General features: G+C 46.0%; 13 protein-coding genes. 8 read left to right on the top strand and 5 right to left on the bottom strand.

Annotated elements, in window-relative coordinates; all coding sequences use genetic code 11:
• The first annotated feature begins 69 nt into the window (after positions 1 to 69).
• Positions 70 to 2,427 (top strand): type IA DNA topoisomerase, encoded by a 2,358-nt coding sequence (locus ACL9RM_RS14955; protein ID WP_250268497.1) that lies wholly within the window; start codon positions 70 to 72, stop codon positions 2,425 to 2,427.
• A gap of 69 nt (positions 2,428 to 2,496) precedes the next feature.
• Here ACL9RM_RS14955 and ACL9RM_RS14960 read toward each other — a convergent pair whose 3' ends face one another.
• Together ACL9RM_RS14960 and ACL9RM_RS14965 are read right to left on the bottom strand one after the other, a co-directional pair.
• Positions 2,497 to 3,261: an HAD family hydrolase gene (locus ACL9RM_RS14960; RefSeq protein ID WP_029517450.1), complete on the bottom strand. Its 765-nt coding sequence runs from the start codon at positions 3,259 to 3,261 to the stop codon at positions 2,497 to 2,499.
• 66 nt (positions 3,262 to 3,327) lie between these two features.
• Positions 3,328 to 4,245 carry a hypothetical protein gene (locus ACL9RM_RS14965; RefSeq protein WP_061828235.1) on the bottom strand — a complete coding sequence of 306 codons (918 nt, stop codon included), beginning with the start codon at positions 4,243 to 4,245 and terminating at the stop codon, positions 3,328 to 3,330.
• Positions 4,246 to 4,684: 439 nt separating this feature from the next.
• Here ACL9RM_RS14965 and ACL9RM_RS14970 point away from each other — a divergent pair, with 439 nt between their 5' ends.
• The 5 genes from ACL9RM_RS14970 to ACL9RM_RS14990 all read left to right on the top strand — a co-directional run bounded on the left by ACL9RM_RS14970 (position 4,685) and on the right by ACL9RM_RS14990 (position 10,102).
• Complete coding sequence (locus tag ACL9RM_RS14970) at positions 4,685 to 5,842, top strand: MFS transporter (RefSeq protein WP_250268496.1); 1,158 nt, start codon at positions 4,685 to 4,687, stop codon at positions 5,840 to 5,842.
• A gap of 82 nt (positions 5,843 to 5,924) precedes the next feature.
• The gene (locus ACL9RM_RS14975; RefSeq protein ID WP_250268495.1) at positions 5,925 to 6,650 is read left to right on the top strand and encodes a phosphonate ABC transporter ATP-binding protein; all 726 of its coding nucleotides are present in this window, start codon (positions 5,925 to 5,927) and stop codon (positions 6,648 to 6,650) included.
• Positions 6,647 to 7,981 carry a hypothetical protein gene (locus ACL9RM_RS14980; RefSeq protein WP_322160862.1) on the top strand — a complete coding sequence of 445 codons (1,335 nt, stop codon included), beginning with the start codon at positions 6,647 to 6,649 and terminating at the stop codon, positions 7,979 to 7,981. Before ACL9RM_RS14975 ends, ACL9RM_RS14980 begins: the two co-directional genes overlap by 4 nt.
• A gap of 1 nt (position 7,982) precedes the next feature.
• A complete protein-coding gene (locus tag ACL9RM_RS14985; RefSeq protein ID WP_023988960.1) occupies positions 7,983 to 8,681 on the top strand; it encodes a response regulator transcription factor in 699 nt (232 codons plus the stop codon).
• Entirely contained in the window at positions 8,678 to 10,102 is a 1,425-nt protein-coding gene (locus tag ACL9RM_RS14990; protein ID WP_250268494.1) for a sensor histidine kinase, read from the top strand. The genes ACL9RM_RS14985 and ACL9RM_RS14990 overlap by 4 nt, the downstream gene beginning before the upstream one ends.
• An 89-nt stretch (positions 10,103 to 10,191) precedes the next feature.
• Here ACL9RM_RS14990 and ACL9RM_RS14995 read toward each other — a convergent pair whose 3' ends face one another.
• Entirely contained in the window at positions 10,192 to 11,418 is a 1,227-nt protein-coding gene (locus ACL9RM_RS14995; protein WP_250268493.1) for a glucose-1-phosphate adenylyltransferase, read from the bottom strand.
• A 236-nt stretch (positions 11,419 to 11,654) separates the two neighbouring features.
• Here ACL9RM_RS14995 and glgB point away from each other — a divergent pair, with 236 nt between their 5' ends.
• Positions 11,655 to 13,577 carry a 1,4-alpha-glucan branching protein GlgB gene (gene glgB / locus ACL9RM_RS15000; protein WP_250268492.1) on the top strand — a complete coding sequence of 641 codons (1,923 nt, stop codon included), beginning with the start codon at positions 11,655 to 11,657 and terminating at the stop codon, positions 13,575 to 13,577.
• Between the two features lie 21 nt (positions 13,578 to 13,598).
• Positions 13,599 to 15,041: a glycogen synthase GlgA gene (glgA, locus tag ACL9RM_RS15005; RefSeq protein WP_250268491.1), complete on the top strand. Its 1,443-nt coding sequence runs from the start codon at positions 13,599 to 13,601 to the stop codon at positions 15,039 to 15,041.
• Between the two features lie 86 nt (positions 15,042 to 15,127).
• On the opposite strand, the gene ACL9RM_RS15010 is transcribed toward glgA, so the two are convergent.
• Together ACL9RM_RS15010 and ACL9RM_RS15015 are read right to left on the bottom strand one after the other, a co-directional pair.
• The gene (locus ACL9RM_RS15010; protein WP_414126392.1) at positions 15,128 to 16,198 is read right to left on the bottom strand and encodes a hypothetical protein; all 1,071 of its coding nucleotides are present in this window, start codon (positions 16,196 to 16,198) and stop codon (positions 15,128 to 15,130) included.
• A gap of 42 nt (positions 16,199 to 16,240) precedes the next feature.
• Entirely contained in the window at positions 16,241 to 17,419 is a 1,179-nt protein-coding gene (locus tag ACL9RM_RS15015; RefSeq protein ID WP_061828244.1) for a M20 family metallopeptidase, read from the bottom strand.
• Positions 17,420 to 17,528: the final 109 nt, after the last annotated feature.

Here is a 17,528-nt window from a genome sequence, read left to right on the forward strand (position 1 = left end):
TAACATTCCATGTATATGTATGATTCATGGAGGAGAAACAGAAGGCCGTCAGGAAGGAATGGAGTATGAATGAAGACGTTGATTATTGCTGAGAAACCAGATATGGGACGGACGATTGCCGCCGTTATGGAGCCGCGGGCGAAAAATAACCGTACCTATTTGGAAGGGGAGAAATACATTGTAACCTGGGCGATCGGACATTTGCTGGGTTTGGCTGAGCCGGATGCATACGATGCTAAGTACAAACGATGGAATATAAAGGATCTTCCTATTATCCCTGAGCAGTTCAAAATTGTACCGAATCCGAAAACAAAGGATCAGCTGAAAATAATTGGTGAACTGGCTAAACGCTGCAATGCCATCGTAAATGCTTGTGATGCTGGACGGGAAGGGCAATATATTTTTGCGTTGATTCAACAGCAATTGAAGTTGCATCAGCCAGTTAAGCGACTGTGGATTTCAGATTTGACAGCGGAGAGTATTGCGACAGGCTTTGAACGATTGCGAGATGCTTCAGAGTTTGAATTTCTGACTCAAGCTGCAAGGGCACGAAGTGAAGCGGATTGGCTGATCGGAATGAATGCTTCCAGAGCGTTCACAACACGTCATAATACACTGCTGTCAGTAGGACGGGTGCAGACTCCCGTGCTGGCACTGATTCATGACCGGGAAAAGGAAATTGAGGCATTTCAGTCTCAAACCTTCTATGATGTGTGGGCTGAATTTAAGCAAGATCAGATCAAGTACAAAGGTGCGTGGCAGGGGGATAGGCTGACGAAGCCAGAGGAAGCTGAGGAGATCGCTGCAACCGTTCGCGGAAAAACGGGTAAAATCACCAAATATGACACGAAGCAGACAAAAGAGTATCCTTTTAAATTGTACGATTTAACGCTGCTTCAACGCGAGGCGAATGCCAAGTACGGTTATTCGGCCAAAAAAACACTAGATGTGGCACAAGCGCTTTATGAGCGTCACAAGGTCATTTCTTATCCGCGTACCAATTCTAACTATGTGACAGAGCAAAATATAGACGGCATGCACAAGGCGCTACGGATGCTGGGGACAGGTCCTTATGCTGATCTGGTACAACAAGCCAACCCCAACTTGGTCCATAAACAGAATAAATCGGTCTGCAATCCATCTCGTGTTGAGGATCACCATGCTATTCTGCCAACGTTAAAAAGACCAGGTACGCTAAGCAAGGAGGAGCAAAATGTATATGACCTGGTTATTCGTAGGTTTTTGTCGCATTTTTTTCCGCCTGCTGAATATAAAATGCATACCGTAATGACGCAAGTGGACAAGCATCTGTTTAAAACAAATATCAAAGAGCTTCTTTCCTTGGGATGGAAAGTGGTTTTAAGTAAGGTTGACCAGGATAAAGGTAAAAAGAGCAAATCATCGAAAAAAGAGGATGAAGAGGAAACGGACGAGTGGACGGACAAGAAGTTTGAGATTGATGCGGGACGTCCGGTGGAGTGTGTTCGTGCTGAGATGAAAGAAAAGGCAACTCAGCCCCCCAAAAGCTACACGGAGGGTACATTGCTTAAGGCGATGGAAAGCGCAGGCAAACAGATGGAGAATGAGGAATTACGTGAGGTCATGAAGGATGCCGGCTTAGGCACACCTGCCACACGGGCTGCCACAATTGAACGATTGAAAAAGGTTGGCTATATTGAAATGAAGGGCAAAAAGATTCTTATTACGGAAAAGGGAAAGATGGCTATTGATCTGATCCGTCATGCCGGGGTTGATCTATTAGCCTCGCCGGAGATGACAGGTCAATGGGAACGTCGTCTACATCAAATTTCCAAGGGTGAGGCGGCTCAGGAGAAATTTATGGATAACGTTAAAAGATTTACGTTGTCCATCATTGACAAGGTGAGGCAGCAGCCACCGGCTCCGGCAGATGCCTTTGGCGAGGAAGCAAGGGGGAAGCGTGCGGCTGGAAAAGAAGGCGCACGTAGCGCACGTGCGAGTGGACGCACCGCCGCCAAGGGGGTGGGGCGTGCTACATCAGGACGCGGTGGTAACGCTGGAAGCGCAACGCTGGAGCAAGCAGCACCACCACCAAGTCGTGCTGCGGGAACAGCAGGTTCCGTTGCACGTAGCTCTTCCGACGGACCCTCAGGCATTTCAGTGAGCCAAAGGCAAGCTTTGGGTAGCTGCCCATGCTCTAATTGTGGCGGAAGCATTATTGAAGGGCGTAAAGGGTATGGGTGCAGCCACTACAAGCAGGGCTGTGGTTTTGTCGTCTGGAAGGAATATGCTGGCAAGCAGATTACCGAAACGATGCTCAAGTCTCTGTTGACAAAGGGACAGACGCAATTGTTGTCTTTTAAGCGTAAAGATGGATCGACCGTCAAAGCGCGAATTATTCTGAATGAACCAGGTACAGGACAACTTAGCGTTCGAGAGGAATCCTGAGACAGGGTTTAGACCACTATTTTGGCTGAATCAAAGGTTGAATAACAATTTAAATACAAAAAAGGGACCCTATCCGAGGGTCCTTTTTTGTTGATGTAATTGTATGCTTTCGTGGATAACCCGTGGTACTTCCGTCAGCTTCTGTATCGTATACATCACGGAGTTCACGTTTTTTTGCAATTCAACCATATTGTAAATCCATTCCTTAGGCTGCTTGAGATAGACAGCATGAATACCTGCAGCAAGGGCTGGAGATACATCAGTGCGTAGAGAATTCCCGATCATCCAGGTGATGCTTCGGTCCAAGCGATTCATCTGGATGATTTCTTCCAGTGCTTCGACATTTTTATGCTGACGAATGTAGATGCGATCATCAAAGTAGGTAGCCAGTTTCATTTGTTCAATCTTTCTTTCTTGAATGATCTGCTCACCACCAGTATAAAGATGAAGGGAATGCCCTGCTTTTTGGAGGGAGTTCAGCGTTTCGACCATGCCTGGATACGGTTCGATTTCCTGTTCGTATACACTTCGGCCAAGAGAGCGAAGCTCCTGCTCTTCCCGTGAATCGAGACGGCGTCCGAATTGTTCCGAGAAAAATTGGTACGTATCTATCAGAGATTGTGGGAAATGCTCGCTGGCAAAGCCCACCTGATGAACTCCAGCCACATCAATTTCGATTTGTTTTTCACGAATCGTATTTTTCGTTAGGTTATGAGTTGCAAACCATTCCTGAAGCAAATCGAAAAAGTGGTTGAGGATAAGGTCAAAATACTTGTTGCAGTGGACTAAGGTGTCATCAAGATCAAATAAAATGTGCTGCTTCGGATACGACATGATGCATACTCCTTCCAAGCCAAAGCTTTAACGCTGCTTCGGTTATAACTAAAAGTACAATTCAAATTACAATCCAATATAGGATTCCAAAAATACCTGTAAATCAGCCGCGCCATCGGGACGGATGCTGAATTTTTCCTTATGATAACGTCCGATGTGAATACGGAGCAGACCAGCCACTCGTAAAATCATCATATCAGACATGAGTGTATCTTCCAAACGGCTCAAATCGTGGCGCATGTCTTCGAGAGACTTAGGACCTTGAGCTACATAACGTAGAATTCGCAGCCGCTGCGGATCATTGACCGCACGAGTGAGCCGTAGTAGAAGCGTAGGCGGTTCTTCCTCGCTCTCCTCGGGGATATCTACCGGATACTGGATCAGAAGTGTGCGGGTATAAAAACAGTATGAATTAATCGGGCGATTATGGACTACCGGAAATAGGACTACTGTATCCAGGTCTTCCACGTGTGGCACGACTAGTCCAGCTGTCGCATATTCAACCAGTGCTTCCGGTTCCATCTTACTCAGCAGCATGCGCTTTTCCGCAGCGTCTTCTTCTGCCAACACACGTAGTTCGCCTTCCAAGGCCCGAAAATAATCACGATCCCACAATCTGAGGAGTGGTGCGTATACCTTACGAATGCGTAAAGATTCTTCAAAGGTTAAAAAAGGGATATGCGGAACGAGCAGCTCAAACATATCTTTATCCGGACCGTGGTCCAAATAAGAGATATAATCAGATATTTCATCCGATTCCGGCCGAAGTAACGCCCAGGCATAGAGTGCGTCATAATCGCTAAAAGGGCAATCTTGAGCTGTAGCAAGCTCAGTACGAACTTCATGTTGTAGTCGTGCATCTACCTTGTCGATCCATTCATGGCCCAAGTCCATATCTTGGACCCACTTTTTAGTCACATAGGCCATGAAGCTGCCGAGCAATTCATAAATTGGAGAAGTGTCTATTTTAATTTGATAACTCATGGAACCAATGCCTCCTATTCTGTCTTCTAGCCCAGAGCGGTGAACGTAATTAAGCCCGTCCATAAGCAAAACATGAGCATTTTAATAATTGCTCACTTATTTATTATGGCTTGTTCTGCCAGAGATTGTCCACTATAATATGAAATAGTGCGTTGTGACGTGAATGGGTTCGGATTGAACATACGAGGCTCCTTAACCGAAGGAGTCGGATACATACCAGACAAGCTCTTTCCGTAAAATCGTCATCTCAGATGGCGATTTTTTTCTTCTATTCTTTAATACACTAATTACACCTGAATTTGTATATGTGATTTGCCGGTTTTGCAGGACGGCATGAAATACATAGTGATAAGAATTATTATTGATTATGGAATCAAATGCAAATCATTTCTTAACATTGATTTTAATTATTTTATTTGTTCGATCAGGAGGAGCTAGGATGTCGTCGTCGTTACGGGTTCATTATTTTATTTTAATTGCTGTTATTATTGTTGCCGGATTATGCCAAGGTTTATTATTACCTATTCTGTCTATCTCGTTGGAACAAATGGGAGTTTCATCTTCACTAAACGGAATGAATGCGGCTGCCCTGTATATTGGTTCATTCGCAATGACGTTGGTGGCAGAACGGACATTGGGGTGGTTAGGGTTCAAAAAGCTGATGGCCGGAGGGCTTGTGCTAGTGCTCGTTACGCTGCTGCTATTCCCACTAATCCCTGATATTCGGGTATGGTTCATACTGCGTCTGCTAGTAGGTATTGGTGACAGTGCATTGCACTACTCTGCGCAGCTATGGATATTGCTGGTGACTCCAGCAGAGAAGCGAGGCCGCAACATTTCCTTTTATGGTATGTCATACGGTCTGGGTTTTGCATTAGGACCATTGGGATTATGGCTACTCGATTATGGAATGCTGGTTCCATTCGCTGCGTTGGCCTTATTATGTTTGCTTGTTTTGCTGTTGGTGTTAATAAAGCTGCCGGACTCCAGACCGGAGAAGCTGGAGTCCGAGGCGCGTCCCACTCAAAGATTTCGTCGCAGCTACAGCTGGGCATGGTACGCTCTTTTACCTGCATTTCTATACGGCTATATGGAAGCGAGCCTGAACAGTAACTTTCCAGTCTATGGCCTGCGTATTGGCTTTCATACCGATGAAATCGCCGCCTTGCTGCCGTTCGTCAGTTTGGGAGGGTTAGTGCTGCAGCTACCGCTAGGGATATTGAGTGACCGTTGGGGACGTAAAAAGGTGCTAATGAGCGTAGGTATAGCAGGGGGAATGACCTTTATGTTGCTACCTTGGAGCGGCAATCAATTTATGTTCACTTTGATATTGCTGACCCTAGCAGGTGGTTTAGTAGGCTCCTTTTTCTCCCTCGGTTTGGCCTACGCCGCTGATCTGTTGCCCAAATCATTTTTAGCAGCCGCGAATGTACTGGCATCCTTTCATTTTAATCTGGGAAGTGTGATCGGACCTAATATTAGCGGAGGGTTGCTGGACTTTGGAACTCAAGGCAGCATGTTTCTTGTCCTTGGAGGTAGTTACGTTGTTTTCGGATTGTTAGGTTTGTTTTCCAGAAAAAGAGTAACGGCGGTTTAAAACTGCGGTTTGCATGGTATTTGTTTCACATTTACTATAAAATATAAACAGTATTGATGGCGCGCAAAGGGGAATCACTTAGATGATTAAAATTCGGAAGCTGACCAAGCAAGTGGGGCCTGAACGGACCCAGCTACTTCGAGGAATTGATGCTGAAATTCATCAGGGCGAATTTATTGCCATAGTGGGGCCAAGTGGAAGCGGCAAAACAACGCTGCTTCGCTGTCTTGCTTTACAAGAGCCATGGGATGAAGGCAGTTTAATTGTAGGTGGCAATGATGTGCTGAAATCCGGGTGGACGGGCAAGAAGAAAATAAAGCGGGAATGGGCATACCTGGAGCAAAACCCGCATCTAAATATGAATCGAACCGCTCTTAAAAATGTGCTCATTGGCAGATCCGGTCAAACTCCAATGTGGAGAATGGTGACGGGGATGGTGCGTTCCGACGATTATATGGGAGCGATGGACGTACTGGAGGATCTGGGTCTGCTGGATAAGGCGCATGATAAATGTGACAAGCTCAGCGGTGGCGAGCGGCAGCGGGTAGCGACTGCGCGTGCTCTCGTGCACGGAGCTAAAGTTATTTTAGCTGATGAGCCTGTAAATGGACTTGATCCAACTTCGGCAGCGCATGTATTGGAGACCTTTCGCAAGCTGTGTTCTGACGAGCGGGTGACGATCATGACTGTATTGCCGCTGGAAATGGCTGAACGCTTTGCTTCCCGTATATGGGGGTTGAATGATGGTGAATTGGTGTTTGATATTCAGGGAAGACGATTGACACAAGCAGAAAAGAACAAATTGTGAAGGGGACGGCAAGAGAAGTGAATATAATGCTGTTGAGAATGGTGGCTGGCTGCTGTTCCTTGCTGCTCCTTGCTGGATTTTTAAGCGGCTGTAATGTTATTAGCGATCCCATTTCGCTGATGGAGACACCGACGATGTCTGACGAGAAACAGCAGTTGAATGGTGCAGTGAATACGCAGCTAGGGGCGGTACAGCCTTTAAGGCCGAATGACCCAGATGACCCGACGCCAATTCGGACGGGTGATCTGAACAATGATGGCACAGACGAAGCAGTGCTCTTTTATGAAACACCAGATGAGAGCGTAAAAATACATGGTGCCTTGTTTGAAGATCAGGGCGGAACGTGGGTAAAGAAGCTGACGTTTGATGGGGAAGGCACTGTGCTGGAGTCATTTAAGCTCGTGGATTTAACGAATGATGGAACACTCGATATTGTAGCGGGTTTTTCCAGCGGAGATAGTGGCGATGGCGGGGATCAGAAGGGACTCATCGTGTATTCCTATACCGGAGGAACTCTGGAGAAAATATATGCTACAGGTTATACGGACTTCGTCGTAGATGATTTTAACCATAACAAGATGGACTTGAACGGGGATAATTTGAATGATTTGACGATTATCACGCTGCGACGTAATGAATTCTTTACTGTTAAAACGTTTCAATTCAGTGGGGGAACCTTTAAGGAAATCGGATCGTTGGATTTGGACAGTCAGGTCTTAGGTGTCTATAATGTCGTTGCTGGCAAGGTAGCCGAGGGTAGGCAGGGGATTATTATAGACACCAAAATTGCCCAGACCACTACCGTTTCCAATGTCATTGTGATGGATCACGGCAAGCTCAGGAAGCTTAATCTTATGGATGTCACCTTCAAGGATGCGACCATCGCCAGTGGTGATGTGGATGGTGACGGCATTCTGGAATTTGGTAATTTGGAGAAGCCTAAAGGTTGGAGTAACAAGCCGCTGGATGAGGTTCCATATTTTGTGTCGTTCTATCAGTGGGACGGGGCGAAAGGAACGATTTTTAAGCAGCAGCAGTATCGTGATTCTAATGAACAGGTCTACTTCAGATTACCGAAAGAGCTGCATGGCAAGGTGACTATTGATCCGAAAGTTTCGAAGAAGGACAGCTATTTGCGCTTCATTTTGGATGATACAGACAAAACGATAGCGGAAATTAAATTTTTCTCGTTGTCACAATGGGAACGAAACAACGAAGGTTATAGCCAACTGTGGAGAACGAATGCGCAGGTCATTGGCATTAAGCGATCCAGTGAGTTGGAACCGCGTAAAACCATTAAAAACAAGATGGGGGAAAGGCAGGTAGAGTAGAGTGAGTAAAGTTTTAATCATGGAAGACGAGGAATCCATTCGCAGTTTTATCGTCATTAACTTGAAGCGTAACGGTTTTGAGGTGTTGGAGGCGTCGGAAGGGCATGAGGCTCTGAATATTTTGAACACGGTGCGGGATATTGATATTGCACTGCTCGACGTAATGGTACCCGGTATGGATGGTTTTGAGGTCTGTCGGAGAATCCGGGAAACGAATGAGCGTATCGGCATTATTTTTCTCACAGCGAAGGTACAGGAGCAGGATAAGGTGTATGCCTTGTCTGTAGGGGCCGATGATCATGTGAGCAAGCCTTTTAGCCCGACGGAGCTGATTGCACGTATTCAATCGTTATTGCGTCGGGTGAATGTACATCGTGAAACAGCAGCCAAAGTATCCTTCCAATCCGGACCGTTCACGCTAGATTTGATTGCTAAGCAATTTAAGAAGAGCGGGCAGCTGATCGAGTTGACACCGACTGAGTTTTCCTTGATTCAATTTTTTCTCGAAAAAGAAAACACGCCGCTCAGCCGAGATGTTCTACTTGACCACGTATGGGGCAAGGAATATATGGGTGATCCGAAAATTGTGGATGTGAACATCCGACGTCTGCGGCAGAAAATTGAAAACAATCCTTCCGAGCCAGCTTTTTTACAGACAGTCTGGGGACATGGATATAAATGGAAAGGTCAGTCTCAATGATCAAAAAGGGGATTCGCCGACAGATTGTGCTTCACTATTTTTTCGTAGTGTTCTTGGCGCTTCTGTTAGTAGAAGTCATTTTTATGTTTGCACTCCGGTCGTACTATTACGACTCCATTTACAAACATATCGAAAGCCGTATCGAATCGGTAAGTGAATTTGCACCCAAATTCAAAGAGCCGGAACAGTCTTTGCAATCGTATTTGTTAAATACATTTTCTCTGCCCTTCACTGAACTGCAATTGCTCGATGAACAGGGAAATGTAATTGATAACTCGACGAATTTTGCAGCAGATCTAAGTGTGCAAACAAGTGATGTCACACAAGCATTAGCTGGAGATACAGGCAAATGGATCGGAAAGCAACCGAGTACGGGGCAGCAGGTGATGGCGGTATCTCAAAAACTGGACAATATCGTCGGAGACCAGGTGTATGTTATTCGGTATACGACTTCGCTGGAATTGGTAAATGATAAGCTGTTTACGATTACGCTGTTTTCTCTTGGCATCATGGCAGCTGTACTGGTTATTGTATTTGTAGTCAGTACAGGGCTCGCGAATTCCATTGTTAGACCGATTAATAATATCCGCGATGTATCTGCTCAGATGGCTCAGGGGAGGTTTGATGCACGCATTGAAGGCGATTATCGCTATGAGTTGGGTGAACTGGCTTCGACTCTGAACTATATGGCACAGGAAATTGTCAGAACAAATCAAATCAAGGATGATTTTATTTCATCCATATCTCATGAATTGCGTACTCCGCTTACTTCCATAAAGGGTTGGAGTGAAACGTTAAATTCTGGCGGCTTTGACCCGGAAGAGACGAAAATCGGGATGAAGATTATTTCTAAGGAGACCGATCGGCTGATTGGCTTGGTGGAGGAAATTCTCGATTTTTCCAAGTTGGAGCAAAATGCCATGAAGCTTGTGATGGGAACGGTGGATCTACGGGAGCTTTTACAGGAAATTATGCTGAACGTATGGGCCAAGGCAGAAATGAAGCAGATAAAACTTCAGCTGGATTCGGAGGAAACGGCATATCTCGTCCATGGAGACGGTAACCGTCTAAAACAGGTGTTTTTGAACATTGTGGATAATGCTATCAAGTTTTCGCATGAAAGTTCGATTATTTTTCTGTCTCTTCAACGGATTGATAGCAATATCGAGATTTCCGTACAAGATACAGGGATTGGAATTAGTGCTGAAAATCTTGCCAGAGTAAGAGACCGCTTTTTCCAGGTAGACCACCAAAACGGTGGTACTGGACTGGGATTGGCAATCTCGCAACAGTTTATCGAGCGCCATCATGGTCAGATGCTCATCAGAAGTGAGCTGGGGGCTGGAACTACCATTACGGTTTCATTACCTGCTCTGCAAGCAGAGCAATCCGTGGAACCATCACAACTTACTGAAGGCTGATTTAAAAGGCCCATTGTATAGATTTAACTAGAAAAACAGCCAGTCCTCTCAAATCGGGAGGGCTGGCTGTTTTTAATTTGGGGGTAACGTTATGAAGTAAAACCTTCGGCACGCAAGCGTGTATTGCGCTCGTAAGCTTCTTTCAGCATACGTGTAGTTTGCGGTCGTACTGCCGTTTTACCAAATACCGTTTCATTGGGTCCGATGACCATAATTTCGCCCGGGTTACCTTTAATGACAGCACCATCGCGAATCACAGCACCTTCACCGATAATCGCATGTTCAATATGGACGTTACGTCCAATGCGTGTGTCAGGCATAACGATACTTTCTTTGATGGCTGAACCTTTACCTACCTCGACACCACTAAATACAACGGAGCGTTCTATTCGGCCCTCTACTTGGCAGGAATCATGCAACAAGCTGCCGAATGGTTGTGTTTGACGGTTAGGTACCTTTTGTGCGCTCAACCTTGTGCGGCGTTCACGTGTATACATCGGCCAGTCCTTGCGTTGAAGGTCGATCGCACAATCATCCTCTAACAAATCCATGTGTGAATCCCATAGGCTTTTAACGGTACCTACGTCCTTCCAATAGCCCTGGAATTCATAAACGTACAAGGATTCTTGGTCCGCTAACATTTTAGGGATGATATCTTTACCAAAATCATGACTGGATTGAGCATCCTGTGCGTCTTCTAACAAGTAATTTCTCAAGTAATCCCATTTGAAAAGGTAAATCCCCATGGAGGCCAAATTACTTTCCGGTTTTTCCGGCTTCTCTGCAAATTCTGTGACACGCAGATCTTCATCGGCACTCATAACACCAAAACGGTGTGCTTCATCCCAAGGTACCTCCATGACAGAAATGGTAGCTGCAGCTCCTTTTTCCTTATGGTAGTTCAGCATTTCACGATAATTCATATAGTAGATATGATCACCGGATAAAATAAGCACATGCTCCGGATTTTGGCTGTCAATATATTCGATATTCTTATGAATAGCATCTGCCGTTCCTAAGTATTCAGCGTTACCTGTGTTATAAGATGGAAGTAAGGTAATTCCCTTATCATCTGTTTTCGTAAGACCCCACGGTGTTCCATCTCCGATATGTTCGTGCAAGGATTCTGCCTCATATTGCGTCAAGACACCTACAGTATCAATGTCTGAATTTACGCAGTTACTGAGAGGAAAATCGATGATCCGGTAATGACCGCCAAAAGGTACGGCGGGTTTTGCAATCGTTGAAGTAAGGGGAGCAAGACGGCGTCCCTCTCCGCCTGCCAGCAGCATGGCAATGCATTCTTTATTAAACATTTCGTTTCCCTCCCGGTTTAGTTGTCAGTGTAGTACATACATAAACGGTATGGGGTACTCTTGAAACCATAAGGTATATAAGATTCCCCCAAAACTAAGGTTTATTTTTTTCCTAGTCATTTTTCTGTTCAATGTGGCTAGAATGGGGTAATAACTCAGGTCAGCTTTGACCCAAAAGCGAATGCATTACCGATTCATACATTTTTACTTACAAAACATATAAGGGTGGTGACGTGATGACAGACCAAACTCTTCCGCAACAGGCAATATCATCGGAAGATATTTATTTGTTTCATGAAGGAACGCTTTATCACAGCTACCGATCTTTGGGTTCCCACCTTACTGTGGAGAACGGAGAACAGGGCGTCCGCTTTACGGTCTGGGCTCCTCATGCTCTCCATGTCGGGCTTGCTACAGATCGCAACAACTGGAATGGGGAACAGGATTCCTTATATAGGGTTCCCAAATCCGGTTTTTGGAGTCGTTTTTTTCCGGGGATATCCCAAGGAACTTTTTACAAATACGACATTACGGGTGCAAACGGTGAACGATTTCTGAAAGCAGACCCTTACGCGGTACGTGCTGAAGTGAGGCCAGCAACGGCTTCTGTGGTAGCTTCTATAGATGGTTATGCTTGGAACGATGCGATTTGGCGCCGAAAACGTAGAGCACCTTATGGAAAGCCTCTGCACATATACGAGCTTCATCTGGGCACTTGGAAGCAAAAAGAAGATGGTACGTTTTATACATACAGGGAAATAGCTGAGCTTCTTGTGCCTTATGTGACCGATATGGGGTATACACATATTGAGCTGATGCCGCTGAGTGAGCATCCGTATGATCTTTCCTGGGGCTACCAGCTTACCGGATATTTTGCACTCACAAGCCGTTATGGAGAACCACATGATTTTATGTATTTGGTGGATCGTTGCCATCAGGCCGGAATCGGAGTGCTGATGGATTGGGTTCCAGCCCATTTTGCAAAAGATGCTCATGGATTAAGGCTGTTTGACGGATCGCCCCTGTTCGAATACGCGGATCCGCTGATTGCGGAAAAGCCCGGCTGGGGAACGCTGACGTTTGATTACAGCAAGCCGGAGGTGCGTTCTTTCCTGATATCTAATGCGCTATTCTGGATGGATGTGTACCATATTGACGGCCTGCGCGTAGATGCTGTGACAAGTATGCTACGGCTGGATTTTGAAAAGCAGGACGGTCAATATCGTTTTAACTCTAAAGGAGGCATTGAAAATGAGGAGGCTATTGCCTTCCTTCAACAACTGAATGAAATAGTATTCCGCTATTATCCGTATGCTCTGATGATGGCAGAGGAGTCCAGTGCCTGGCCGATGGTGACTTCCCCGGTAAGCGATGGAGGACTCGGTTTTAATTACAAATGGAATATGGGCTGGATGAACGATACGCTTGATTATATCGAAACGGATTTCGATCAAAGGCCAGAGCGCCATAATTTGCTGACATTCCCCATAGCTTATGCGTACAGCGAGAATTTTACACTGCCGTTGTCGCACGATGAGGTTGTTCATGGTAAGAAGTCGCTGCTTGATAAAATGCCAGGTAGCTATGAGCAAAAATTTGCCGGGCTTCGAGCGCTTCTCGGTTACCAAATTACCTCACCGGGCAAAAAGCTCTTATTTATGGGAGGGGAATTCGGCCAATTCATCGAATGGAAGGATGAAGAGCAACTTGACTGGTTTCTGCTGGATTATGACAGTCACCGTTCGCTGCACGCTTATACGAAAGCGCTGAATCATTTGTATATTCAGGAAAAGGCGTTATGGGAACTGGATCATTCGTGGGATGGATATCAGTGGATTGAAGCGGAGGACCGTGGGCAGAGCGTAATTACGTATTTACGTAAAGGTAAAAAGCCGGGAGATACACTGGTCGTGCTAATTAACTTTCAGCCCGTGCCCAGAGAGAACTATCGAATTGGGCTGGAAAAGGCCGGGAGTTATATCGAACTGCTGAACAGTGATCATAAGGACTTTGGGGGAAATGGCCAGCTAAATACCGGAGTGATACGGACCGCCTCCATTCCTTGTCACGGACAGCTTCACAGCTTGGAGGTGACCATACCACCCTTAAGCATCGTTGTACTCAAGAAAGCGCCTCGGAGGCCTAAAAAAGCAGATTAAACACATAAGGAGGAAGCACATATGAACATTTTGTTTGCGGCAGCAGAAGCACATCCATTTATTAAAACAGGCGGGTTGGCTGATGTCATTGGCGCACTGCCGAAGGCACTTCGTCAGGCGGGGTGCGACGTCCGAATCATTTTACCTAAATATGCGGGGATTCCCGATACTTATAAAAAGTCTCTGCGTCCGGTAGCGGTGAAGCAAGTAGCCGTAGGCTGGCGTAATCAATATTGCGGAATAGAGGAACTGACATTAGACGGAATCAAGGTTTATTTTATTGACAATGAGTATTACTTCGGTCGTGACGGTATTTACGGTTATATGGATGACGGCGAACGTTTTTCCTTTTTTAACCGGGCGATTTTAGAAATGCTGCCTGAACTGAACTTTCGGCCGGATATTTTGCATTGTCATGATTGGCATACGGCAATGGTTCCGCTGCTTCTGAATGCCGATTATCGACATTTGCCCTTCTACAGCGATATTCGCACGGTGTTTACGATACATAATCTGCTGTATCAAGGGGATTTTCCGTATGAGGTCTTAACTGAGCTGCTCAACCTAGATGGAAGCTATTTCACCCCTGAGGGTGTGGAGTATCATGGCAGACTGAATTTTATGAAAGGTGGGCTTACGTACTCGGATCATATCACGACCGTGAGTCCAACCTATGCAGAGGAGATTCAAACAGAATTTTACGGATACGGGCTGGAGGGTCTGCTTCGTAAATTGGGAGATGAGGGTCGCTTAACAGGGATTGTGAACGGAATTGACACCAAAAGCTACAATCCTGCCACGGACAATCGTATTTATACGAAGTACCGCACGAGTCTGACAAAGAAAAAGGAAAACAAAATTGGCCTGCAAAAGGAGTTGGGTCTGCCGGTGCGGCCAGACGTACCTATGATTGCCATGGTAACCCGGCTTGTAGATATGAAGGGGCTAGATCTGGTAACGAGAGTGCTTGATGAAATCCTGTATTATGATGATATCCAGTTTGTCGTGCTGGGAACAGGGGATCCGGCTTTTGAGCATTGGTTTCGTGAGGCAGCGGGACGCTATCCACTGAAAATGTCGGCGCAGCTCGCTTTTAGCGAACCTCTGTCACGAAAAATATATGCGGCAAGTGATATGTATCTTATGCCATCAAGGTTTGAGCCTTGCGGGATCAGCCAACTGCTGGCGCTTCGTTATGGAAGTATCCCTATTGTGCGAGAAACAGGGGGTCTTAACGATACTGTGCAGGCTTACAATGAGTCCACAGGGGAAGGAAACGGATTTAGTTTCACAAACTACAATGCACATGATATGCTGAACACTATTCGTCGTGCTGTTCATTTTTATCGCCAATCTGAGCATTGGTCGAAACTTACACAGACGGCTTTTGCAGGAGAATATAGTTGGGATGTTTCAGCTAAAGCGTATATGGATATTTACCATTTGCTAACAAAGACGGACTGAACAGAGTAGGAACACTATAGTCATGTTAATGAAAAAGGGAATCCCTTTAGCCAGTGTTTGGCTGAGGAATTCCCTTTTTGCTATGATCAGTCGCCCCCGCCACCACAGCTGCTTCCACATGAAGAGCCGCTGCTACACGAAGAATGATTACCAGAATCGCCTGAATCATGGTGAGAAGAGCCTCCATGATGAGAACTGTCATGGGAGGAATGATGGTGCGAGTGATGTGTATCCCAGTTCGAGCAACCGCTTGCCGAGCTACAGCCGGATGAGCTAGCTAATACGGCATTACCTGTAGCATCCGGGTGCATGTGTATGGCAAATTGTTCAGGTTGATACCATGAATACCACACAACAGCTAATAATAAATAGTCGACCTGTAAATAGTTGACCTTAGGCAATTGCTTCCCCTCAGGATCATCCACCGCTTTATTCACCCGCTCGCGCAGACGTTGTACAATCTTATGAACCGCTTGTTGGGCCTGCTGTGAAATGGCTGTATTCTCCTGTGTATTCCAGCGGTCACCTGCTGGCTGCGCCGAAGTTGCGAGTTTATAATAGCGCGAAAGCTCGTCGTTTGGTAATGGATGATTAAAAAAAGTACCCCACAAACTGGCGCTATAGCGGTTCCAGCCAAAGCATTCCACATACAACCAGTCAAACCACGCCCGCTCCTCAGGCATCGGCTTAGAGCCGCCGGAATGGGGCGCATGGTGAAGCATACGACCAAAAAAAGCTTCCGAGAATTGCTGATATTCGCGGGTAAACATCAACATTTCGTGCCATAATTCATCCACATCGCTACTGAACATAGGCACTCTATTCATAATCGCGCATAGCATAAAATATCGTTTTAGCTCATGCCAGCGCCAATCATATTCTTGGTCCGTCAGCTCTGGGTGGGCTTCCATTACACGACTCCTTACGCAATGAGCATAGGAGGCGGGAATGGATTGCTCCAGTAGCTGCATCAGCTCTGTAATCTCTGGATGACGCTCCTGTGTAAGGGACGAAGGAGAAGGGGAACTGAGGAAAAAAGCATTCCGGCGCCGTGTTTTTCTGTTTCCCCGGTTCCTGCGTATTGCACGGAATATAAACCAAACAATGATGAGGTCTACCACAATAAACAACGTCCAAAAGCTGCTCATACTATCCATGATGGCTGGCTGCTCCTTTCTGAAAGAACACGGAATTAAGATTTAGCTTTCGTTATTCAGCAGAGAGAATTCTTTTTTTATTTGGGCTAGCAGTTCAGGATTAGTGATTACATCGCAAGCAGTCCATGCCAAGGTTCTCGCAGCCAGCAGCATTCCTTCCATGGCCCGGTCCTGCATCGCCAAATCGCGGAATTCTGGTGTATGCAAGGCATGCTTCTCGTCAATAACTTGAATGTACGGATGGATAGCAGGGCAATGAAGCGATACATTTCCGATATCCATGGAGCCGTGATCTTCACCTTCCGTTATATCTTCTTGCGAAATGCCAGCCTGCACCAAATTTGCGGTAAAGGCATCGGAAAGTACGCGGTTTGTGACCATTTCATCATAAGATGTCTCATAATTGGAGGTCTCTAAACGACACCCGGCCTGTAAAGCAGCTCCTTCAGCAATTTGAATAACACGGCGAGTCAGCGGGTTCAGTTCTTGGCGTGTAGCGGCCCTCACATAAAATTGGGCTGAGGCGTAATCAGGAATAATATTGGCTGCTTGCCCACCCTGATTAATGATCCCATGGATACGCACTGTACTTTTTACTTGTTGACGGAATGCGTTGATACCATTGAACGTTTGAATCACAGCGTCCAGCGCGTTAATGCCCTCGTGCGGACTGGCAGCCGCGTGGGCGGATTGACCAAAAAATTCGAATTGTACAGCATCAATCGCCAGGGATTTACCTGATTTTTCGTAACGGTCATAAGGATGCGTCATAAGTGCTATGTCGCAATCATCAAACAACCCGGCAGCGGCCATCGGGACCTTTGCACCGCGTGTTTCTTCGGCAGGTGTGCCATATACCCGTACTTCTCCACCGGTTTCGTCGATGATCGACTTGAGGCCGACGGCAGCACCGGTACTCATCATACATATCAAATGGTGCCCACAGGCGTGTCCTAGACCTTTCAGAGCGTCATATTCTGCCAGAAAAGCGACAACCGGTCCGGGTTTTGCAGATTTGTAAGTTGCAATAAAGGCTGTTTCTATGCCCAATACGGGTGCCTGGACCTCAAAACCGTGAAAAACCAGTTCTTCTTTTAAACGGGCAGCGGCCAGAAATTCCTCGTTTCCAAGTTCAGGATTTGCGCCAATATATAACGAAATGTCCTTAAACCGTGGGGCATGCTGCTCAATTGTCTTTTGAATGGTCTGCTTAAAATCCATGCTGAAAACTCCTTTATATAAACTGTAATGTAGGTACTGCGTTAGGTATGCTGAAATTGTACTATAACATTCATTGCATAATCATGCATATTCATTTATAATGACACAA

The sequence above is a fragment of the Paenibacillus sp. S29 genome (genome assembly GCF_049319765.1).
GTDB classification, from domain to species: domain Bacteria; phylum Bacillota; class Bacilli; order Paenibacillales; family Paenibacillaceae; genus Paenibacillus; species Paenibacillus polymyxa_B.